Source organism: Streptomyces sp. NBC_00091, assembly GCF_026343185.1.
Taxonomy (GTDB): Bacteria; Actinomycetota; Actinomycetes; order Streptomycetales; family Streptomycetaceae; genus Streptomyces.
This window is the reverse complement of sequence record NZ_JAPEMA010000001.1, coordinates 1574249-1592973: the sequence shown is the minus strand read 5'-3', so window position 1 is coordinate 1592973 and position 18725 is coordinate 1574249. Positions and strand designations below refer to the sequence as shown.

Sequence of the window (18725 nt, the reverse complement as noted above, 5' to 3'; positions counted from 1 at the left end):
CGGGCGGCAGCCCTGTGGGCGAAGGCGTCGGGGGCTTCGCCGCCGCGCCTGCCGCGGCGGACACGAGAACCACTGCTGTACACGCTCCGACACCTACCGATCGGAGCGGAAGTCTCACTCGCACTCACTCAACCCTTCGTCGAACCACCCGGGCTCACCTCGTGTGAACCCAAACCTGCGGATGAGTGATCGAACGTAGAGTCGATTCAGTTGTGGGTGTGTGCCCTTTCTTGACTGTCGGGCGTCATCCTGGCCCGATACCACCGACCGCCTCCGTTCCACTCCCGCTGGCCCGGAGCCGGCGCGGCGTGTCGAAGCTCAGCTCACGATGGGTTCATGGAGCATCTCCGCTTCCCGGCTCCCCACCTCCGCAGCTTTGGAGAGAGACGGCCGTGATTGGCGAGAAGCCAAGGACCGGGCTGTGCCTGCGGTGTACCGCGGGGTGGGTTCCGGCGGGGCATGTCGAGAGCGCGCTGAGTGGCCCTCAGATGGCGGGCCATCTGCCGCCACGCGGCTTGGTTGCTGCTCTACAGCCGGGCTCCGGGCTCGTCCACGGCCATGGTCCGCGGCGGCCGGTTGTCCCTGGTCACCGTCAGGCACCACGCCTGCTCGTTCTGCTGCTCGGGCTGACGGCGGAGTGATCTTGTCCTCGCGGGCGTAGTGGAGCTGGCGGCGCAGGGCGTACAGGGACTCGCCCTTGTTCAGCTGTCGGGCGATCTTTCACCGGTAGCCCTAGTCCGACAGGTACTTCGCCGCGTAGATCGTGCTGCGGAGCGCCCCCGTACTCCTTCAGCGCGGCGGCCAGCGCGTTCTGCCGGGATGACGCCGAAGGCTTGCCGACGATCAGCGAGGCGGTGGCGTGCCCGTACTTCAGCGACCCCGCCAGGGGGCGGCCGGTCGTCCCAGTGATCGGCGACCGGGCTGCTTGCCGACCAGGTCGAACAGGCCGAAGTTGACCAGGGTGACGCCGTGCGTGTCCCCGCGTGGGGAACCGCTGCCCGTCGGGGGAGGACAGGGTCCGGAGCCGAACATCGCGGTCACCGGCAGCTTCTGGTGGTAGTTGACCAGGCAGATGTTCGCCTCGCGCAGGGTCTCCTCGCGGATGTACCACTCCGCGGTCACGCCAGCACGTCGTAGGGGATGCCGCAGGACGCGGCCATGCCGTGCAGACCGAGGTTCGTGTAGAGCTCGATCAGACAGGCGATCACGTTCCTTTTGAGCATCCGCGCCAGCTCGGCGTGCAGCTCCTTGGCCTTGGACGGGATGTCCTCCGCCGTCAGCGGCGAGATGATCAGCTTCCCGACGCCGTTCAACCTGACCGGCCCGTCGCCGCGCCCCAGGACCCCCTCCAGAGGGTGGTGATGAGCACTGATCGGCCGGACAGCTCCCAGCGATCGGCTAAGTGACCAGCAGGTTGTAGATCTCGACCACCCTCGTGTCGAACGGCGGCGCCCCGAGCTCCTGCGCGGCAGGCATGATGACGTCCTCTGTGAAGCGCTGGAACGCGGCCTGCGACTCCCACACGTCGACGACCTCCCACCCGCCTCCGTCGCCGGGCATCCCCGTATGGATGATCAGTCCGGCAGGCGGGTTCGCGCGGTCCGGGATGACCCGGTCGAAGATCGTCTGGTAGAGCTCCTGGTTCCAGGCCGCCCCCTGGCTGTGGACCAAAACGGCCATGGCGATACCTCGATTCGCCTCACGGGAAACGCAGCTACTTACGACGCTACGTCCGTCCGCACCAGCCTGCGAATGGAGGATGCGACAGGGGGGCGTTGTTGGTTACGGTGGGGCGGTCTCCTCTAGCGGGATTCGTTTAGGCCGACGGGGTTTGCTCACCGCCTCACAGCGGAGGTCTTCGGACCGGGCCCCGTCGGGCCGTCTCCATCTCAGGACGCGATCGGGTGCCGGTCATTCGTCCAGGAGGTGGTCGGCCTTGCCGGCCTTGATGTCGAGGATGAGCTGGCGGAGGGCGTCGGTGGTGTCGGTGAGGTACGAGGCCTCGGCGCCCGCGACGGCGATGTAGCTGTTGCCGTCCCCGTCCACCCCGATCCGGTAGCAGTTGTTCCCCTCGCCGCAGAAGGCGTCTTCCCAAGTGATGTCGGCCATCGGGTCCCTCTCAGAGTGGCTGGGCAGTTGGGTCTCGCTGTGCAGTAGTCGGGGCTTTGTGCTCCCCGGGCCCTGGGCTTGTCCGTCCAGTGTCTTCCTCACTCGAACGGGTGGTTTGAGGTCCCGGGCTCCGAGGGCTCCCCGCGGCAGCACCTGAGACTGAGCACGCATCTCCCTACTCAGCACCTGTTCCCACCAGGAGGGTTCCGCATGACCAAATGGATGTACGAAGACGTCGGAATGCCGGAGGACGTGTTTCAGGTCAAGAGCGTCTCGGTCACCCCGGACCCGCTGGTCCGCGGGGAGACTGCCGTCTTCACCCTCAACGGCCGAGTGGTGACCGCCATCGAAGACGGCGCCTACGTCGATGTCGTCGTCAAACTGGGCCTCATCAAGCTTCTCACCAAGCGGCTCGACCTTCTGGACGAGCTGCGCCGTGGCGATCTGAAGCTGGCCTGTGACACGAGCGACGGCAATAGCCCGATCCCGGCAGGCGACACGAACTTCACCCTGACATTCGACTTCCCCAAGGAGGCCCCGCAGGCGAAGTTCAGTTGCGAGATCAGCGCCTTCACGGCCGATGACGAGGACCTCGCCAGCCTCAGGATCCACCTCGACCTCATGGGCGGGTGACCTTCTCGGTCACGCCTGCCACGTGATCAGGCCTCGTACGTACCCGGCCTGACGACTCGGACGGAGGCCGGCCCTTGGGGCGAGCGCGGGCTCCGTCCGGGGCCGGTCAGTCGTCCAGGAGGTGGTCGGCCTTGCCCGCCTTGATGTCCCGGATGAGCTGACGCAGGGCGCTGGTGGTGTCGGTGAGGTACGCGGCCTCGGCGCCCGCGACGGCGATGTAGCTGTTGCCGTCCCCGTCCACCCCGATCCGGTAGCAGTTGTTCCCCTCGCCGCAGTACGGGTCTTCCCATGTGACGTCGGCCATGGTCTTCACAACTCCTTGTGGACGCGGTGGATGAAGTCTCGGGAGGCCGAGGCGTCGAGTGCCTTGGCTTCCATCCACTCCAGGTGGCTGCGGTACTTGGACAGCTGGCCCTCCGCGTGCATGAACGCCGGCCCATGAGCGGAGTCGAGCTGTGCCGTGTCGAGCTGCGGGACGACCCCTTCGGCGTACAGCAGGGCGTGTCCGGCGCCGGGGAAGATGCCCTGGGAGACCGGGATGACCCGGATGGTGATGTGGTCGGCCGTGCTCTGCTCGCCCAAGTGCTCAAGCTGCGCCCGGGCTGCCTGCCGTCCGCCGAAGTGCATGCGCAGGGCCGCTTCGTGCACGAACCCGATATACGGGACCGGTTGTGCCCGCTCCAGTACGCGACGGCGCTCCTGGCGGTGGGAGACCCGGAGTTCGACCTCCAGCCGTGACAGCTCCGGCAGGACCGCGCTGAAGATGGCTCGTGCGTACGCCTCGGTCTGGAGCAGCCCGGGGATGTGCACGGTCTGTATGGTGTGCAACCGCGTTGCATGCCATTCGAGTTCGGCGATGTCGAGCATGCCCGACGACAGCTGGCCCCGGTGCTGGTCCCACCAGCCGCGCGTTCTGGGCTGCGCCATCGCCGCCAAGGCTGTGAGGTAAGCCTCGTCCGTGCAACCGTAGTTGGTGGCCAGGGTGCGCAGTCGTTCCGGACTCAGGGTCCGGACCCCCGACTCGATGTTGGGGATCTTTCCCCGGTCAATGCCGAGCAGCCCGGCTGCGAACTCGGCGGTCACGCCTGCGTGGAGGCGCATCTTGCGCAGCTCGGCCCCGAGCCTGGCTTGGCGGTACGTCGGTGACGTCCTGGGTGGCATGAGGGCAGTCTGCATGGATCCGCCCGCCCGGTCCAATGGTGGCGCAGGCATCACCATTCATATGGCGCAGGCATCACATGTTGCCCTACAGTCGGTAACGCACAGCTCACGCAGGGGAGTTGAAGTGCATCGCCGCAGCATGCCTCGGGCCTCGGCGACGAGCCACGCTCCCCGCCCGCGTGGGCCCATGTGCGCGTCGAGCTTCCGAACGCCAATCCGCCGTCACCGTCGACGACTTGGGAGCCGAAGATGCTCAGCCCGCTCAACCTGTTCGCCATGCCGCCCTCCGCCTGCCCGGTCGTGCCGGACCAGCCGGCCGCGCCGCCCGCCGCGCCGGGGCTCAGCATGACCCTGCCCGCCTCCGCCCGCTCCGCGGGGATCGCGCGGCAGGCCGTGCGGGCCGCGCTGCACGCCTACGCCCTCGACCCCCTCGAGCCCACCGCCGTCCAGGCCGCCTCCGAACTCATGGGCTCCGCCTGACGGATGGACCCGTACGGGGAGCTGTATCTGTCGCTGCGCTACCGCGACGACGCGCTCCGGCTGATCGTGTACGACGGGCACCCCGCCCACACGCACCCCCGCCTCGCCGCGCTCTGCGAGGCCCGCCGCCGGGCCACCCTCCGGGTGTTCACCGCGCTGGTCCGCGACCACGGTGGCGAGTGGGGCGTCGGCCCCTCCCGGGAGCCCGGCGGCGGCACTCGCGCCTGGGCCACCCTGCCCCACCGGCCGTGAAGGAACCGTTCCGGACGCGTGCCCCGGCTCGGTTGGCAGGAACTGATCTGGCGATCGGCCGGGCGGTGCACGGAGGATGACAGGCGCACGTTCCGTGACCGCGTATTTACGTACTGCGAAGGCAGGGGATCGCGTGACCTTCATTCTGGCTGCCCACTCCGACCGTCTCGAGCGGCTGCGCGCACAGCTCGCGGGTACCGCCCGATCCGACTCCCGGATGGAGCGACGCCTGCGGCTGAGCCCGCAGACCGGGTTCCTCTACGGAATGACGCTGCGGGCCGCCGCGCGTCTGGAGCAGGACCAGAAGCTGACCGACCTGGAAGAGAACCTGATCGGCCTGTTACGGCTGTCCGGGTCCTCGGACTCGGAGATCGCCGAGTTCGGCCACCTCTACCGGGACAACCTCACCGCACGCGGCACCGGCGAGATCTTCCCGGCGGCGGTCACCGGGCGCCCGCTGACGGAGGGCTACTCGTACGAGGACCTCGCGGCCGAACTCCCCGCCCTGGCCCCCGAGCTGACCTCGCAGCCGACGTTCCGTACCGTCCGCGCCGACGCCCTCGGCCCGGACGAGGGCATCGACACCGAGGAGGCCGCGGCCGCGCGCTTCGAGTACGGGGGCGGCTCGATCGTGGTCCTGGCCGACGGGGACATCGGCCCCTGGGCGACCAACCCCACCCCGCTGGACGTCCGGGTCGAGTACAACAAGTTCTACGCCGTGCGCGTCGGCGACCAGGGCGGCGGCCGCTCCGAGATCTACTGGGCCTCGGGCGCCGGCAGCGACACCGCCGCCTACCCCGACTTCAAGTCCCGCGAGTACGGCGCGACCAGCTCGGGCGACACCAAGTACTTCGACTCCGGCTCATACGTTTTCAGGGGCACCATCAAGAACACCCTGATGTGCAACATCCAGTGCTGGGAGGCCGACGACAGCGACGGCGGCTTCTACAACCGGCTGCGCGAGGCGCTGCGCGACATCTCCCGCTGGTGTTACGACAAGTCCGAGAAGCTGATCGACCAGAACGAGGACTACAACGCGTCCTCCGCCTTCCTCTCCCTCGTCGCACTCATCTCGGACCTGATCAACCTGATCCTGGGCTGGCTGATCAACGAGGACGACCTCTTCGGCGAGGTCGACATCGCCTACAGCTCCCGCGGCCTGTACGAGATGAGCCGCCGTTCGGTGGACCACAACCGCGTCAACTTCAGCGGCCGCAACGGCAGCAACAGCGTCGACCTGTACATGAAGGTCGTCATGCCGCAGGGCCCGGTGTTCCCGCCCGAGCCGCTGAAGCTGCGCACCCTCAACAACGGCAGCTGGAGCTCGGCCACCGAGCTGCCCAACTCGCTCAGCCGTACCGCCCCCGCGGTGGAAGCCTTCCAGGACAAGCTCCACGTCACCTTCATCCGGGGCGGCGGCACCCAGCTGCTGTGGACCTCGAGCGAGAACGCCTCTTCCTGGACCACGCCCACCCAGATCCGGGGCTTCGGCGGCTACCTGCGCCCGGCCCTGTGTCCGGTCGACGCCAACACCCTGCTCGGCGTCCACGTCGGCGGCGCCGGCGAACTGTGGTGGAGCACGTACGACGGCTCCACCTGGTCCGCCCACCAGCGCGTCAAGAACTACGTCGCCACCGCCGGCGCGGCCCTCACCTGGCACGACGGGAGGATCTACCTGGTCCACCGGGGTCAGGACCAGGCCATGCACGTCAACAGCTACGCGAACGGCCAGTGGAGCGACTCCACCGTCCTCAGCTCCTTCGCCGGGATGTTCAAGCCGACGACCCCCAGCGCGCCGACCGCCGTCTCCTACAAGGGCGTGCTCCACGTCGTCTACCGGGCCTCCGACAACAGCCTGGGGTGGTTCCGCCTGCAGAACGGGTCCTGGACCCCCAGCTCCGTCGCCTCCCACTGGCGCACGACCGCCGGCCCCGCCATCGAGGTGTCCGACAACCGGATGTACTGCCTGCACGTCGGCACCGGCGGCCGCCTCTACTCGGCCTCCTACGACGGCACCGCGTGGAGCGGGGCCACCCAGATCGGCGGCCCCGTCGCCACCGACGACCCCGTCCTCCAGACGTACCAGGGCAAGCTGCGCCTGATGTACCGCTGATCACGGCCTGAGGGCCCGGCCGGGAGTCCGGTCGGGCCCTACGCTGGCCGGATGATGGCGGAAACGGTTCAGCAGACGGCAGGTTCGGAACTCCGACGGGCGGACGGCGGCGCTGCCCGGCGCTCCTGGCCGTTCCTCGTCGCCGTCCTCTGCGCGGTGCTCGCCGCCGTGGCGGGCTGGAGCGACCTGGTCCTGGTCGTGCCCGGGTGGGTGGTCCCGCACTGGGTCGTCGCCGGGCTCCTGCTGGCCGTCTCCGTCGCCGTCCGGGTGTTCCGCCGGATGCGCGCGCTGTCCCGCCGCCCGGCGGCGCCCGCCGCACCGGCGGCCGGTCGCGGAGCCCAGGCCGCACGGTGGGCGGCGCTCGCACTGCCGACCGGCGCCGCCGTGCTGGGGATCGGGCTCGGCGGGCTGGGGGACCTCGGCGCCGACTACCGGGTGCTCGAACCGGCGGGGCCGGACGGCTGCCGGGCCGTGGTGCGCGAGACCTCGTTCCTCAAGGCGGGCAGCGGCGAGCTGTACGCGGTGAAGGGGGTGGGTCTGGCCTTCAAGAGCAGTTCGTGGATCGTCGACGACGGCGGCCGCCCCATCGCCGCCGGGCTCTACGAACTGACGTGGGGCCACGAAGACGGCGCCCTGGACATCCACGGCCGCGCGGGCGATCCGGTGATGCCGGCCCTGCACGGGGTCGACTGCCGCTGACGGGGCCTCCCGGTCAGAGCTTCAGCAGCACCCCGCGCCAGGTCCAGCCCGAGCCCAGGACTACTCGCTGGAGGGGGCCCCTCATGTCCTGAGTGCTGAAGCGGAACGTCTCGGCCTTGTGCCGGCGGCCGTCCGCCCCGGGTTTGACCTCCCACTGCCGGTACACCTTGTCCGCCGGCCCACGGCCGTACTGTCTACGGGCCCCCTCGGCCGTCGGCTCCCACCGCTCCTCGAGGACCCGCACCTCGTGCGCCGCGGGGTTCAGGCGCATCCGGGTCTTGAGGGTCAGGTCCAGCGGCGGGAATTCGAACTCCGCCACCAGGTCCGCGCCTTCCTTCGGGGTGCCCTCGCGCACGACGAACCGCACGTCCGCGCCGTTGACCGCGAGGAGCGCAGCCCGGACCTCCGGGGCGGGCCGCGCTGCGATGCCACTGCGCGGGTACTTGGTGCCGGTCCACCTGTCCGTGAGGCGGCCCACGGCTATGCTCCCGTCCCCGCGTCCGGGCGTACCGTGCGCAGGAACGCCTGGAAGTCGCCCAGCACCCTGTCGTGCTGCGCGGCGGTGGCCGTCAGGATCAGCCGGATCACCGCACGCTTGTGGGGGTCGGTGACGTCCAGGATGGTCATGTAGACCTGGAGCTGGACCAGGTCGCGGAGCGTGCCGCCGACGACGGCCGACACGTCCAGCCGCTGCGTCAGGCCGGGCGCCTCCGGCGAGCCGATCGGGCGGCGGCCGGCCACCTCCACCGACTCGGAGGCCCCGCGCACGCGCACCACCGAGGCGTCGGCGAGTTCCTCCAGTGCCGTCCCCTCGGCCAGGAACTCGCCGTCGACGGTGATGTTCGCCGTGAATCCGGCATCCGGCTCCGGATGCAGCGCGACGAACGCCACGTCCTGCGCGCCGACCTCGTCCGGCGGCGCCGCCCGCCAGCCCTCCGGCAGCCGGAATTCGATCGGCACGGGCAGTGTCGTGGGCATCTACGGGCCTCCTTCCACGCAAACGGAATGGGAAACGTACATCAGTCGATCCAGCTGCCGACGGTGTTCTTGACGCCCCCGGCGAAGTCGCCGACCGCGTCGGCCGCGTCGTCGAAGGCCTTGCCCACCTTCTCGGTGTCGACCGTGAACTCGGCGCCCACCGATCCGCCGATCCCGAGGGCGAGTCCCACCTCGCCGCCGATGTGCCACTTGCCGTCCTCGCCCTTGCCGAAGGTGGCCTTGGCCTCGGCGCCCGCGCCGTACCAGGCCTCGGCCGTCCCGCCGGCGCCGAGCCCGGCGAGCTCCCCGCCCCCGGCGACGCCGACCTTCTCCCCGGCGAACGCCTTCGCGCCGGCGGTGAAACCGTCCTTGCCCACGCCGAGCGTGGCCGCGGCCTCCCCGCCGACGAAGATCTCGCCGCGCCCGTAGACCTCGCCGTAACCCTTCTGGGCGCGCCCCTCCAGCAGGGCGCGCAGGCCCGCCGACACCTCGGCCTTGCCGCTGAGGCCCTTGTTGGTGAGTCCGTAGTTCGCCTGGGCCCTGGCTCCGAGGTGCCAGTCGTCGATCCCGGAGAAGTTGATGCCGCCCTTGGTGGCCTCGCCCTTCGCGGTGAAGTGGAAGAGCTCGGCGTACGCCTTGGCCGAGCCCTCCTTGCCGTACTTCGTACCGCTGAGGCCGAAGCCGGCGTCGGGCCCGGTGAAGGTGTAGCCGTCGGGCTTCGTCCTGATCGCGGACTCACTGGGCTTGGGGGCCTTCGCGATCTCGCCCTGGGCGCCCGCGTTGAACCCGTCGAGCGTCTCGTCGTTGCCCTTGCCGAGGGCGTCCTTGTTGCTGTCGACAACCGCGCCCTGGAGGGCGGTCTTGACGTTCTGGTCGAGCTCGGTGACGGCCTTCACGCGGTCGTCGATGTGCTGCTGCCACTTGGTGACGGCTTCGCTGATCGTCTTCTGGCCGTCGGGGTCGTGGTGGTAGGCGCTGCGTTCCGACGGGGTGAGCTTGCTGTAGTCGAAGGCGACGCGCCCCTGTTCGGAGACGGTCATGCCGGCGGCTATCGCGTCGTCGCGCGCGCTCTCGAGCTTCTTCTTGAGGTCGGTGAACTTCTCGTGCGCCTCGCGCAGCAGGCTCGCGATGGCCTTGGCCTGGATCTGCGCGGCGGAGTACTCGTAGCGGGTCGCCGCGAAGCTGGTGTGGGCGGTTCCGGCGCTGAGGCCCTGCCAGTTCTGCCCCATGGTGATCTTCTGGACGGAGTCCCCGTAGCGGGTCTCGACCTTCTTCAGCTCGCCCGCCATGTCGTCCCACTTGCCGGCGGCCGTCGTCAGCAGGCCCAGGTCCGTGGTCATGACCTCGTAGTAGTTCAGCACCGGCCCGCCCCTACAGGTCGTTGAGCTTCGACTGGGACGCCAGGAACTGGTTGCCCGTGCCGACGTCGTTCTGAACGAAGAGCCCCGAAGCCCCGCGCAGGGCGGTCTTCTCCGCCGATAGCCGGGCCATCAGGCTCTTGACCTGCTGGTCCCAGGTGTCCGCCACCTTCTTCAGGCCGGCGGCCGTCTCCCAGCCCTCGAAGCCCTTCTGGGCGGTGTTGGTGGCGTCGTCCGCGTGCACCGCGGCCTTCTTGGTGTTCGGCTCCAGCTCGGTCTCGATCGTGCCGGCCGCGGCCTTCTTCTCGGCCGGCGTCGAGGCGAAGTCGCTGGGGCCGCCCAGACCGCCGGGCCCGCCGAGACCGCTCGGCGGCCCCGAGGGCTCCGGCGGTACGTGATTCAGCCGCATGCCGACCAGGTCCTGGGCGGTGTTTCCTGCCATGTCGTGTCTCCCCCGTCGGAAGGATCCGATCATATGCGCGGCAACTTCAGGCCAGCCAAGCAGCGTTACCGGCTCATGACAATCCACACGCCTCCCGCACACCGCCCGGCACGGAGCCGCCCGCCTCCGCGCCGACAACCGAGAGCCGGGCCGGCCGTCGTGACGTGCACGACTGCCGACCCGGCTCTCCCGGGAGTGGTGCGCTAGTGCTTGAAGTCTTCCGACCCGAAGATCTTCATGGTGCCGACCCCCTGGTGGCACGACCAGCGGAACACTCCCGGCTTCTGAAGGCGAACCGTCTCCTCGGGCTCCGCTCCCCGAATGCTCAGGTGATGGCCCGTACTGAACACCATGCGCAGAAGACCCGACTTGAAAGCGACCGCCGACAGGACAGTGGCACCCACAAGCCGGCTCGACTCTTCAACGGAAAGCACCACCGCCCCCGGAGCCGCTGACGGCCCCTCGGTAAGGAGTACGGATCCGGAGACCGTGAGCACCACGCCGTCGCTGAGCGTCAGCGTGAGGTCCGGCCCGCCCTGCGTACGATCGACGGCCAGTACGGGGATGCCCCTCAACCCGATGAGCCAGCGGTCGCCAAGCTCCTCGATCACGGCCGCTCCGGCAGGTGGTCGAAAATGTTTCCGATGCTCTCACCCGGACTGCCATCGGGCATCTGAGGGTGGACTTCGCCGGTCTTGGGATCGATGAGCATGTCGGGGTTCTTGTTGTCGCCGATTCCCCGCCACCCTCCCTGGGCCTTGACCTTGTGAATGGCGTCCTTGATCTGCTTCACGGAATACCCGGTCGCCTTGGCGATGGCGCCCGGCCTGCTGCACAAGCCGTTGGAATTGTGGACCAGGACCGGCGTGGCGCCTGCGAGCACATAGTAGGTGTGCAGGTCGTTGACCGTGAGGTTGTACGCGCCCTGGAGTTCCTTCCAGTGGACGACCTCGTCGATCTCGACGGTGGTGCCGTCCGGGGTGCGGAGGGTGTCGCCGGAGTTGAGATCGGCCGCGTCCGTCCACTGCTTGCGGTTCTCCGACCAGAACGGGTGGTGGTCGGTGGCGGTGAGGGACCCTTGGCCTTGGCCTGCCTCCCGGCGGACGGTGATGCCGGTGAAGTCAAGGTCGTCGGGCGTGTGGATCGTGGCGTCGACCGGGCGTGGGCCGGTGGTGCCCGTTGCCGGGTCGGTGGCGAGGACGGTGTCGCCGGCCTTGATCTGCTCGATGGGGCGGGTGGCCCCGTCGCCCATCAGCACCGGCGTACCGGCCGGGAAGCTGTTGAAACACCCGGCGATCTTTTCGCCCTTGCGAGCGGCGCGGATGGCCTCGGCGGTCAGCGTGCCGCCGGTCTTCACCCAGCGCAGCACGACGAGCGCGCCCAGGGCGCGGTCCGTGGCGCTCAGGTGCTCACCGGTGGCCAGGTCCTTGCCGGTGAGGGCTTCCACGACGCCCTTGCCGTCGCCGATGCCGGGGAGCAGGTTGAGCAGCGCGCCCATCTTGCGGTCCTGGGCGGCGAGCACCTCGGCCGGCACGGTGTTCGCGCCGATCTGCTCGTTGATGTGGGAGAAGTCGAACTTGAAGTCCGGTACCGAGAGGATGCCGTCCGCAGCCTTGTTGAACCCGGTCACGGCCGTGTTCACCTGCCCCAGGCCCTCGTTCATCTGGGCCACGCCCTTGTTGAGCTGGTCCATGCCCCGGTTGGCCTGGGCCAGGCCCTTGTTCATCCCGTCGATGCTCTCGTTGACCTCGACCATGATGCCGTTCATCTCATCGAGCGCCTCGTTCATCTGGTCGAGGCCGGCGATGATCTGGTCGATGTCCTTGCCGATGCCCTTGAGCTCATCGAGCGCGTCGAAGATGCTCGGACCGTCGGGCGCCGGCTCGACCGGCTTCCGCTCGGGGAAGTAGTCCCCCATGTAGACGGAGAGGAGGGTGGTGAACTCGGCGGACGGCTCGCCGATCGCGTCGGCAAGCTCCGAAGCCTTGAACAGCTGGGCGCGGAACTTTTCCAAGTGAGGCCGGGCTGCCTTGTACGTCTTGGCGAGCTGTTTGAATATCTCCCTCCTCCGCTCGGGGTTCGCCTCCTGGTTCGCCTGCGTCAGGAGGGGCTGGAGCTGACCGGCGAGCGTCCCCAGCTCCTTGTTCACCTCGGCGAAGGCCGCCCCCTTGTCCTTCATCGCCGGTTGCGAGACGTAGAGGTAGGCGCCCACGGCAAGGCTGAGCTTGAGGGACTTGAGGGCGAAGTCCTTGGCGCACTGTGGTCGCTGGCGCAGTGGCAGCGACCTGCAGTTCGCGTACTTCGAGACCTTGGCCGCCATCTCCAGGAGCGTGGGCTCGCGCTCGGCCGGCTCGGCAGCCGCGGCCGTACCGGCACCCGCACCCACGGTCAGGCACAGGACGGTCAGGAGTACGACGATTTTCTGTTTGACGTGCTGAAACATGCATTCCTTACGACGCGGCCCGCTGGGGCCGCGTCTCCCCTTGGCGGCGACAGCCACCGTTGTTGCTCGCGCGTAAGGCGCGTGGTCGTGGCCTACCGTAGGGCGTTACCCCAGGTCATGATCATCTTCTGGGGGGAGCGGGCATGCGCCCGGACACCGGGACGGAGAGCTGACGATGGGCCGCCTTTGGGACAAGTGGACCGGCACCAGGTACCCCGACAGGGACGTCAAACCCCTGCCCACCCTCGAGGAGCAGTGGGGCAACCTCTCGTACGAGCACTCCGGCAGGCAGTACGCCCGAGGGGGTTCGACCAGGATTGCCCGGCAGTGGGAGTTCCAGAAGGGCCCCGACGGCCGTCGGCGCCTGGTCGAGACGTTCCGCTACGACTCCCGGGACATGAAGGATCCCCTGCGGGACACGGTCCTCACCGCGGGATGGACCTGGCGCGGAGTGCTGTTCACGTGGTGACCGCTCCTCGGGCCTGAGCCAGCAGCACCGCAGCCGCCTCCCGGGCGCGTAGGGCCGGTTCCGGGCCGGGGGTCAGGGCGGCTACCGCCGTGGCGCCCTCGGCCAGGATCAGGAGCTGGTCCGCGAGGGTGGGGGAGTCGGTCAGGGTGCCCAGCAGGGAGCGCAGCTCGGCCTTGTGGCGGCGGACGACGTCCAGTACGGCGGCGGGGCCCGCGCCGAGTTCCCCGTACGTGTTGAGGAAGGCGCAGCCCCGGAAGTCCGGCTCCGAGAACCACCGCGCCAGCCAGTCGAAGACGGCCGCGACCGGCTCCGGGGCTCCCGTCACCGCTTCCCGCAGGCTGCCGATCCAGCGGGCGTCGCGCCGCTCGAGGTAGGCGGCGACCAGGGCCTCCTTCGCCGGGAAGACCCGGTAGAGGCGCTTCAGCGGTACGCCCGACTCCGCGCGGATGCGGTCCATGCCGACGGCCTGGACGCCCTCGGCGTAGAACAGCGCCTCCGCGGCGTCCAGCAGCCGGGTCCGGGCCTCTTCATCGTCCATGGGGTGAAGGGTAGTTCAGAATCCCTTGCGGCGAGAACGATCGTTCTCTACTTTGAGAATGATCGTTCTCTGAAATGCGATAGGAGAGGAACGGCACATGCTCACGCCCCCGTTCACCGAGGAGACCGCCCGCGCCAAGGTGCAGGCCGCCGAGGACGCCTGGAACACCCGCGACCCCGAACGGATCGCGCTCGCCTACTCGCAGGACTCCGTCTGGCGCAACCGCGACCGCTTCCTCACCGGCCGCGCCGAGATCCGCGCCTTCCTCGCCGAGAAATGGGAGCGCGAGCTCGACTACCGCCTGCGCAAGGAGCTCTGGGCGTACACCGGCAACCGCATCTCCGTCCGCTTCGAGTACGAGTGGCACGACGCGGGCGGCCAGTGGTGGCGCAGCCACGGCAATGAGCAGTGGGAGTTCGACGACGACGGCCTGATGCGCCGGCGCGAGGCCAGCATCAACGACGTCCCCATCGAGGAGTCCGAACGGCGACTCCGCCCCTGAGGGGCCGTGTCTGTTCTGTGCCCTCCTGACCGGTTTCGGTAGCGTGGCGTGCGCTTCGGGCGACGTACGGACCCGGCGGCGAGGGTGCGGACAGGAGGTGCACGCCGGTGTCGGTGAAGCGGCCGAAGCACGGGGGACGGGTGGTGCGGGGCGCCGAGGCCATGGACGCGCGGCTGCCGCTGGCCGAGGTGGCGCGGGGGGTGATGCGCAAGGTCTTCCCCGACCACTGGTCCTTCCTGCTGGGCGAACTGGCCCTCTACAGCTTCGTCGTCCTGCTCCTGACCGGGGTCTACCTGGCCCTCTTCTTCGACCCGTCGATGCGGGAAGCCCCCTATCAGGGTTCCTACGAGCCGCTGCGCGGCGTGCTCATGTCGCAGGCCTACCGCTCCACCCTGGACATCAGCTTCGACGTGCGCGGCGGGCTGCTGATCCGCCAGATCCACCACTGGGCCGCGGTCGTCTTCCTCGCCGCCATCGGCGCGCACATGCTGCGCGTGTTCTTCACCGGCGCCTTCCGCCGTCCCCGCGAGGTGAACTGGGTGATCGGCGTGACCCTCTTCATGCTGGCCCTGCTGGAGGGCTTCGCCGGCTACTCGCTCCCCGACGACCTGCTGTCCGGCACCGGACTGCGGATCGCCCAGGGCGTCATGCTGTCGGTCCCGGTGGTCGGCACCTACCTCAGCTTCTTCGCCTTCGGCGGCGAGTTCCCCGGCGAGGACATCGTCTCCCGCCTCTACCCCGTGCACATCCTGCTGGTTCCCGGCCTGCTGCTGGGGCTGGTCACCGTGCACATCCTGCTCGTCTTCCACCTCAAGCACACCCATTGGGCGGGGCCCGGCCGGACCGCCCGCAACGCCGTCGGCCTGCCCTTCTTCCCCCAGTACCTCGCCAAGTCGGGCGGGCTGTTCATGGCCGTCTTCGGAGTCCTGGCCGCCCTGTCCGCCGTCGCGCAGATCAATCCCATCTGGGTCTACGGCCCCTACCGCACGGACCTGGTATCCGACGGCTCCCAGCCCGACTGGTACATCGGCTTCCTGGAGGGCGCCCTGCGGCTGATGCCCGGGGTGGAGACCCGGCTGTGGGGGCACACCATCGCCTGGAACGCCCTGGTGACGGCCGTACTCATGCCCGGGCTGCTCTTCACGGTGCTGTACGCCTACCCCTTCTTCGAGCGCTGGATCACCGGCGCGAGCGGCGAGCGGCACCTGTGCGACCGCCCCCGCGACCGGCCCGTCCGTACGGGGCTCGGCGCGGCGGCCCTGTCCTGGTACGCGGTCCTGCTCCTCGCCGGGGCCCAGGACATCCTCGCCTTCGTCTTCGCCCTGCCCCTGCCCGAGCTGACCTGGACGCTGCGCGTCGCGTTCTTCGCGGTGCCGGTGGCGGTCTTCTGGCTGACCAGGCGGCTCTGCCTGGCCCTCCAGTCCCACGAGCGGGGGCTGCTGGCGGAAGGGGAGGAGACGGGCCTGGTGGCGCAGAGCGCCGAAGGCGGCTTCCACCCGCAGCACGAACCCCTCCCGCCCGGCGAGCGCTACGCCATGCTGGCCCGGGACCTGCCCCGGCCGCTGGAGTACGACGGCGACCCCACCCGCTCCTTCCCGCGCCGGCTCCTGGACCGGACCCGGTCGGCCATCAGCGGCTGGTACTACCGGGACGGCGTCCCCTACCCGACGACCCCCGGGCAGCGCCGGAAGATCGCCGCCACCCTCGCGGGACCGGACCGGCCGCAGCCCCCGGACGAGACGTGAACTACTCCGGGTGGCCGAGGTTCTGGAAGGCGAAGCCGAGGACACCCGGCAGCAGGACACCGAAGCCGATCAGGCTCAGCCACAGCCCCTGCACCACGCCCAGGCCGACCAGCGCGCTCCCGGCCGCCGCGAGCACCGGGTAGCAGCTGCGGCCGGGGAAGAAGACCCGCCGCCCGTCCGCCTCCCGCACCTCGGCCCCCTCGCGGTCCTCCGGGCGCTCCCCGCCCCGCCGGTACTGCCGCCACAGGAACGCGGCGACGAGGCCCGACATCACGAAGGACACGCAGAGCGCGGCGCTTCCCGCCGGCTCGTCGGAGAGCCACCGGTAGACGACGGTGGTGGCCCCGAAGAACAGGGCCGTACCGGTGAAGAGCCAGGCCTCACCTTTCAACGGGCACCTCCGGGTGGTGAAGGTCGAACGCCGGGGATTCCGAGCGGATCCGGGGCAGGGAGTGGAAGTTGTGCGGGGGCGGCGGGCAGCTGGTCGCCCACTCCAGCGAGCGGCCCCATCCCCACGGGTCGTCGACGGTGACCCGCTCCCCGTACTGGTGGGTGATCCAGACGTTCAGGAGGAAGGGCAGCGTGGACAGCCCCAGCAGGAAGGACCCCAGCGTGGAGACCGTGTTGAGGAGGGTGAACCCGTCGGCCGCGAGGTAGTCGGCGTACCGGCGGGGCATGCCCGCCTCGCCCAGCCAGTGCTGGACCAGGAAGGTGATCTGGAAGCCGGTGAACAGGGTCCAGAAGTGGATCCTGCCGAGCCGTTCGTCCAGCATCCGCCCGGTCAGCTTGGGCCACCAGAAGTAGAGGCCGCCGAAGGTGGCGAAGACGATGGTGCCGAAGAGGACGTAGTGGAGGTGGGCGACGACGAAGTAGCTGTCGGTCAGGTGGAAGTCCAGCGGGGGCGAGGCGATCAGCACCCCGGTCAGGCCGCCGAGCAGGAAGGTGACGAGGAAGCCGATGGACCACAGCATCGGGGTCTCGAAGGAGAGCGAGCCCTTCCACATCGTCCCGATCCAGTTGAAGAACTTCACCCCCGTCGGTACGGCGATCAGGAAGGACAGGAGGGAGAAGAACGGCAGCAGGACGGCGCCCGTGGCGAACATGTGGTGGGCCCACACCGTCGCCGACAGGCCGGTGATGGCGATCGTGGCACCGATCAGGGACACGTAGCCGAACATCGGCTTCCGGCTGAAGACCGGCAGGATCTCGCTGACCACGCCGAAGAACGGCAGGGCCACGATGTAGACCTCCGGATGCCCGAAGAACCAGAAGAGGTGCTGCCACAGCAGCGCGCCCCCGTTCGCCGGGTCGAAGACGTGCGAACCGAACTTCCGGTCCGCCTCCAGGCACAGCAGGGCGGCCGTGAACACCGGGAAGGCCAGCAGCGCGAGGATCGACGTGAACAGCACGTTCCAGGTGAAGATCGGCATCCGGAACAGCGTCATGCCCGGGGCGCGCAGACAGATGATCGTGGTGATGAAGTTGACCGCGCCCAGGATCGTGCTCAGCCCCGCCACGGCCAGCCCCATCGCCCACAGGTCGGGACCCGTCCCGGGGGAGTACACGGCCCCGTTCAGCGGCGCGTAGGCGAACCACCCGAAGGCCGCCGCCCCGTCGGCGGTCAGGAACCCGGAGACCACCATGAGGCCGCCGAACAGGTAGACCCAGTAGGTGAAGGCGTTCAGCCGCGGGAAGGCCACGTCCGGCGCGCCGATCTGCAAGGGCATCACCGCGTTGGCGAAACCGGTGAAGGTCGGCGTCGCGAACAGCAGCATCATGATCGTGGCGTGGATGGTGAACGCCTCGTTGTACTGCTGGTTCGAGATGATCTGGAGCCCCGGGCGGGCGAGTTCGGCCCGCATGAGCAGCGCGAGCGCACCGGCGAAGAGGAAGAAGGCGAAGGCCGTCACCAGGTAGAGGTTGCCGATGACCTTGTGGTCGGTGGTCGTCAGCCACCGCAGCACGGTGGAGCCCTGCCGTACCCGCCGCTCGGTCCGGGCCTCGTGGTCCACCGCTGTCATCGGTCCTCCAGAGGGCCTCGCCGCCGAGCCTGCACCCCCTTCCCCTACAGCCTCCCCACCCCGCCACCGGGACGCCGCGCCGCAGACCCTCCCCCGCACGGGGGAGCAGACCCCGCCGACCGGACGATGCCGCCGTCCGGCGGGCGGTGACATCGTCGGACGGTCGGTACACCACCCCACCCCGCCGGAGCCCGCGATGACGAGTGGCCTTCTCCCCTCGAACACCCTTGACCTTGCCCCTCGCTGGGCGGTCCGTGCGGCCTGGGCGACCGTGCTGTGCACGGTGCCCTCGTGCGTGTGGCGGCTCCTGCTCGCCTTCGGCGTCGACGTCGGCTTCACCGGCCGCCTCGGTTCCCTGTACACGGGCACGGCGATCACGGTCTACGTGCTGATCCTGTCCGTGGCCTCGCAGGCGGCCGCCTGTCTGACCCTGGCCCTGGTACGGCCCTGGGGTGAGCGGGTCCCGCACTGGGTCCCGCGCCTCGGCGGGCGCCGCATCCCGCCGCGCGCGGTGGTCGTACCCGCCGCGATGGGCGCCGTCGCGGTGACGGCCCTGTGCGCGGCGCTCACCCTGGTGCCGGGAGGCCCGCTGGACAACCCCGAGTTCCCCCAGGGCGCGGCGGGCCTGGTCATGGACCTCTGCTACGCCCCGATGCTGGCCTGGGGCCCGCTGGTCGCCATCCTCACCTTCGCCTACGCCCGCCGCCGGCGGATATGACGCAACGTAGCGGAAAAGGTGACGGAGGGTGGTGAATCTCGGGCCAAACCCCTCCATCGAGTGC

General features: G+C 69.5%; 24 protein-coding genes. 9 read left to right on the top strand and 15 right to left on the bottom strand.

Translation table 11 applies throughout. From position 1 onward, the window contains the following. Positions 1-870: 870 nt before the first annotated feature. The 4 genes from OOK34_RS06930 to OOK34_RS06915 form a co-directional block, all read right to left on the bottom strand. Positions 871-1122: a Tn3 family transposase gene (locus OOK34_RS06930; RefSeq protein WP_267032989.1), complete on the bottom strand. Its 252-nt coding sequence runs from the start codon at positions 1120-1122 to the stop codon at positions 871-873. Continuing rightward, entirely contained in the window at positions 1119-1313 is a 195-nt protein-coding gene (locus OOK34_RS06925; RefSeq protein ID WP_267032988.1) for a hypothetical protein, read from the bottom strand. Before OOK34_RS06925 ends, OOK34_RS06930 begins: the two co-directional genes overlap by 4 nt. An 85-nt stretch (positions 1314-1398) precedes the next feature. Continuing rightward, on the bottom strand, positions 1399-1680 hold the full coding sequence (locus OOK34_RS06920; protein WP_267032987.1) for a hypothetical protein: 282 nt from the start codon (positions 1678-1680) through the stop codon (positions 1399-1401). 231 nt (positions 1681-1911) lie between these two features. Then, positions 1912-2109 (bottom strand): hypothetical protein, encoded by a 198-nt coding sequence (locus tag OOK34_RS06915; RefSeq protein ID WP_267032986.1) that lies wholly within the window; start codon positions 2107-2109, stop codon positions 1912-1914. A 210-nt stretch (positions 2110-2319) separates the two neighbouring features. On the opposite strand from OOK34_RS06915, the gene OOK34_RS06910 reads away from it, so the two are divergent. After that, entirely contained in the window at positions 2320-2742 is a 423-nt protein-coding gene (locus OOK34_RS06910; protein ID WP_267032985.1) for an ML domain-containing protein, read from the top strand. A gap of 106 nt (positions 2743-2848) precedes the next feature. Here OOK34_RS06910 and OOK34_RS06905 read toward each other — a convergent pair whose 3' ends face one another. Further along, entirely contained in the window at positions 2849-3046 is a 198-nt protein-coding gene (locus tag OOK34_RS06905; RefSeq protein WP_267032984.1) for a hypothetical protein, read from the bottom strand. A 5-nt stretch (positions 3047-3051) separates the two neighbouring features. Further along, positions 3052-3903 (bottom strand): Scr1 family TA system antitoxin-like transcriptional regulator, encoded by an 852-nt coding sequence (locus tag OOK34_RS06900; protein WP_267032983.1) that lies wholly within the window; start codon positions 3901-3903, stop codon positions 3052-3054. Between the two features lie 249 nt (positions 3904-4152). On the opposite strand from OOK34_RS06900, the gene OOK34_RS06895 reads away from it, so the two are divergent. The 4 genes from OOK34_RS06895 to OOK34_RS06880 all read left to right on the top strand — a co-directional run bounded on the left by OOK34_RS06895 (position 4153) and on the right by OOK34_RS06880 (position 7447). Further along, a complete protein-coding gene (locus tag OOK34_RS06895; RefSeq protein ID WP_267032982.1) occupies positions 4153-4383 on the top strand; it encodes a hypothetical protein in 231 nt (76 codons plus the stop codon). Between the two features lie 3 nt (positions 4384-4386). Continuing rightward, a complete protein-coding gene (locus OOK34_RS06890) occupies positions 4387-4635 on the top strand; it encodes a hypothetical protein (protein WP_267032981.1) in 249 nt (82 codons plus the stop codon). A 133-nt stretch (positions 4636-4768) separates the two neighbouring features. Next, positions 4769-6748 (top strand): hypothetical protein, encoded by a 1980-nt coding sequence (locus OOK34_RS06885; protein ID WP_267032980.1) that lies wholly within the window; start codon positions 4769-4771, stop codon positions 6746-6748. A gap of 51 nt (positions 6749-6799) precedes the next feature. Further along, positions 6800-7447 (top strand): hypothetical protein, encoded by a 648-nt coding sequence (locus tag OOK34_RS06880; RefSeq protein ID WP_267032979.1) that lies wholly within the window; start codon positions 6800-6802, stop codon positions 7445-7447. Positions 7448-7460: 13 nt separating this feature from the next. On the opposite strand, the gene OOK34_RS06875 is transcribed toward OOK34_RS06880, so the two are convergent. The 6 genes from OOK34_RS06875 to OOK34_RS06850 all read right to left on the bottom strand — a co-directional run bounded on the left by OOK34_RS06875 (position 7461) and on the right by OOK34_RS06850 (position 12668). Next, positions 7461-7925, bottom strand: coding sequence for a hypothetical protein (locus OOK34_RS06875; protein WP_267032978.1), 465 nt, complete (start codon positions 7923-7925; stop codon positions 7461-7463). A gap of 2 nt (positions 7926-7927) precedes the next feature. Next, a complete protein-coding gene (locus tag OOK34_RS06870) occupies positions 7928-8425 on the bottom strand; it encodes a hypothetical protein (protein ID WP_267032977.1) in 498 nt (165 codons plus the stop codon). A 41-nt stretch (positions 8426-8466) separates the two neighbouring features. Further along, positions 8467-9786, bottom strand: coding sequence for a hypothetical protein (locus OOK34_RS06865; RefSeq protein WP_267032976.1), 1320 nt, complete (start codon positions 9784-9786; stop codon positions 8467-8469). Between the two features lie 10 nt (positions 9787-9796). Next, positions 9797-10225 (bottom strand): hypothetical protein, encoded by a 429-nt coding sequence (locus OOK34_RS06860; RefSeq protein WP_267032975.1) that lies wholly within the window; start codon positions 10223-10225, stop codon positions 9797-9799. A gap of 203 nt (positions 10226-10428) precedes the next feature. Continuing rightward, entirely contained in the window at positions 10429-10836 is a 408-nt protein-coding gene (locus OOK34_RS06855; protein WP_267032974.1) for a DUF6188 family protein, read from the bottom strand. Beyond that, on the bottom strand, positions 10833-12668 hold the full coding sequence (locus OOK34_RS06850) for a polymorphic toxin-type HINT domain-containing protein (protein ID WP_267032973.1): 1836 nt from the start codon (positions 12666-12668) through the stop codon (positions 10833-10835). Before OOK34_RS06850 ends, OOK34_RS06855 begins: the two co-directional genes overlap by 4 nt. 175 nt (positions 12669-12843) lie before the next feature. Here OOK34_RS06850 and OOK34_RS06845 point away from each other — a divergent pair, with 175 nt between their 5' ends. Further along, positions 12844-13137, top strand: coding sequence for a hypothetical protein (locus tag OOK34_RS06845; protein ID WP_267032972.1), 294 nt, complete (start codon positions 12844-12846; stop codon positions 13135-13137). On the opposite strand, the gene OOK34_RS06840 is transcribed toward OOK34_RS06845, so the two are convergent. After that, positions 13127-13675: a TetR/AcrR family transcriptional regulator gene (locus OOK34_RS06840; RefSeq protein ID WP_267032971.1), complete on the bottom strand. Its 549-nt coding sequence runs from the start codon at positions 13673-13675 to the stop codon at positions 13127-13129. The two genes, OOK34_RS06845 and OOK34_RS06840, sit on opposite strands and share 11 nt — an antisense overlap. 97 nt (positions 13676-13772) lie before the next feature. On the opposite strand from OOK34_RS06840, the gene OOK34_RS06835 reads away from it, so the two are divergent. Both OOK34_RS06835 and OOK34_RS06830 read left to right on the top strand, forming a co-directional pair. Further along, positions 13773-14177, top strand: a complete 405-nt coding sequence (locus tag OOK34_RS06835; protein WP_267032970.1) for a nuclear transport factor 2 family protein — start codon at positions 13773-13775, stop codon at positions 14175-14177. A gap of 161 nt (positions 14178-14338) precedes the next feature. Continuing rightward, positions 14339-15922, top strand: coding sequence for a ubiquinol-cytochrome c reductase cytochrome b subunit (locus OOK34_RS06830; RefSeq protein WP_267036651.1), 1584 nt, complete (start codon positions 14339-14341; stop codon positions 15920-15922). A 1-nt stretch (position 15923) separates the two neighbouring features. Here OOK34_RS06830 and OOK34_RS06825 read toward each other — a convergent pair whose 3' ends face one another. Both OOK34_RS06825 and ctaD read right to left on the bottom strand, forming a co-directional pair. Further along, the gene (locus OOK34_RS06825) at positions 15924-16313 is read right to left on the bottom strand and encodes a cytochrome c oxidase subunit 4 (protein ID WP_267032969.1); all 390 of its coding nucleotides are present in this window, start codon (positions 16311-16313) and stop codon (positions 15924-15926) included. After that, the gene (ctaD, locus tag OOK34_RS06820; protein ID WP_267032968.1) at positions 16303-17943 is read right to left on the bottom strand and encodes a cytochrome c oxidase subunit I; all 1641 of its coding nucleotides are present in this window, start codon (positions 17941-17943) and stop codon (positions 16303-16305) included. Before ctaD ends, OOK34_RS06825 begins: the two co-directional genes overlap by 11 nt. 196 nt (positions 17944-18139) lie before the next feature. Here ctaD and OOK34_RS06815 point away from each other — a divergent pair, with 196 nt between their 5' ends. Continuing rightward, positions 18140-18661, top strand: coding sequence for a hypothetical protein (locus tag OOK34_RS06815; RefSeq protein ID WP_267032967.1), 522 nt, complete (start codon positions 18140-18142; stop codon positions 18659-18661). The last annotated feature ends 64 nt before the right edge of the window (positions 18662-18725 follow it).

Coding starts and splice junctions, on each gene's coding strand:
- ctaD (WP_267032968.1), bottom strand. CDS start 17,943: ATGACAGCGGTGGACCACGAGGCCCGGACCGAGCGGCGGGTACGGCAG.
- OOK34_RS06900 (WP_267032983.1), bottom strand. CDS start 3,903: ATGCCACCCAGGACGTCACCGACGTACCGCCAAGCCAGGCTCGGGGCC.
- OOK34_RS06910 (WP_267032985.1), top strand. CDS start 2,320: ATGACCAAATGGATGTACGAAGACGTCGGAATGCCGGAGGACGTGTTT.
- OOK34_RS06840 (WP_267032971.1), bottom strand. CDS start 13,675: ATGGACGATGAAGAGGCCCGGACCCGGCTGCTGGACGCCGCGGAGGCG.
- OOK34_RS06845 (WP_267032972.1), top strand. CDS start 12,844: ATGGGCCGCCTTTGGGACAAGTGGACCGGCACCAGGTACCCCGACAGG.
- OOK34_RS06870 (WP_267032977.1), bottom strand. CDS start 8,425: ATGCCCACGACACTGCCCGTGCCGATCGAATTCCGGCTGCCGGAGGGC.
- OOK34_RS06835 (WP_267032970.1), top strand. CDS start 13,773: ATGCTCACGCCCCCGTTCACCGAGGAGACCGCCCGCGCCAAGGTGCAG.
- OOK34_RS06850 (WP_267032973.1), bottom strand. CDS start 12,668: ATGTTTCAGCACGTCAAACAGAAAATCGTCGTACTCCTGACCGTCCTG.
- OOK34_RS06830 (WP_267036651.1), top strand. CDS start 14,339: ATGGACGCGCGGCTGCCGCTGGCCGAGGTGGCGCGGGGGGTGATGCGC.
- OOK34_RS06905 (WP_267032984.1), bottom strand. CDS start 3,046: ATGGCCGACGTCACATGGGAAGACCCGTACTGCGGCGAGGGGAACAAC.
- OOK34_RS06890 (WP_267032981.1), top strand. CDS start 4,387: ATGGACCCGTACGGGGAGCTGTATCTGTCGCTGCGCTACCGCGACGAC.
- OOK34_RS06920 (WP_267032987.1), bottom strand. CDS start 1,680: ATGGCCGTTTTGGTCCACAGCCAGGGGGCGGCCTGGAACCAGGAGCTC.
- OOK34_RS06880 (WP_267032979.1), top strand. CDS start 6,800: ATGATGGCGGAAACGGTTCAGCAGACGGCAGGTTCGGAACTCCGACGG.
- OOK34_RS06915 (WP_267032986.1), bottom strand. CDS start 2,109: ATGGCCGACATCACTTGGGAAGACGCCTTCTGCGGCGAGGGGAACAAC.
- OOK34_RS06895 (WP_267032982.1), top strand. CDS start 4,153: ATGCTCAGCCCGCTCAACCTGTTCGCCATGCCGCCCTCCGCCTGCCCG.
- OOK34_RS06860 (WP_267032975.1), bottom strand. CDS start 10,225: ATGGCAGGAAACACCGCCCAGGACCTGGTCGGCATGCGGCTGAATCAC.
- OOK34_RS06815 (WP_267032967.1), top strand. CDS start 18,140: ATGACGAGTGGCCTTCTCCCCTCGAACACCCTTGACCTTGCCCCTCGC.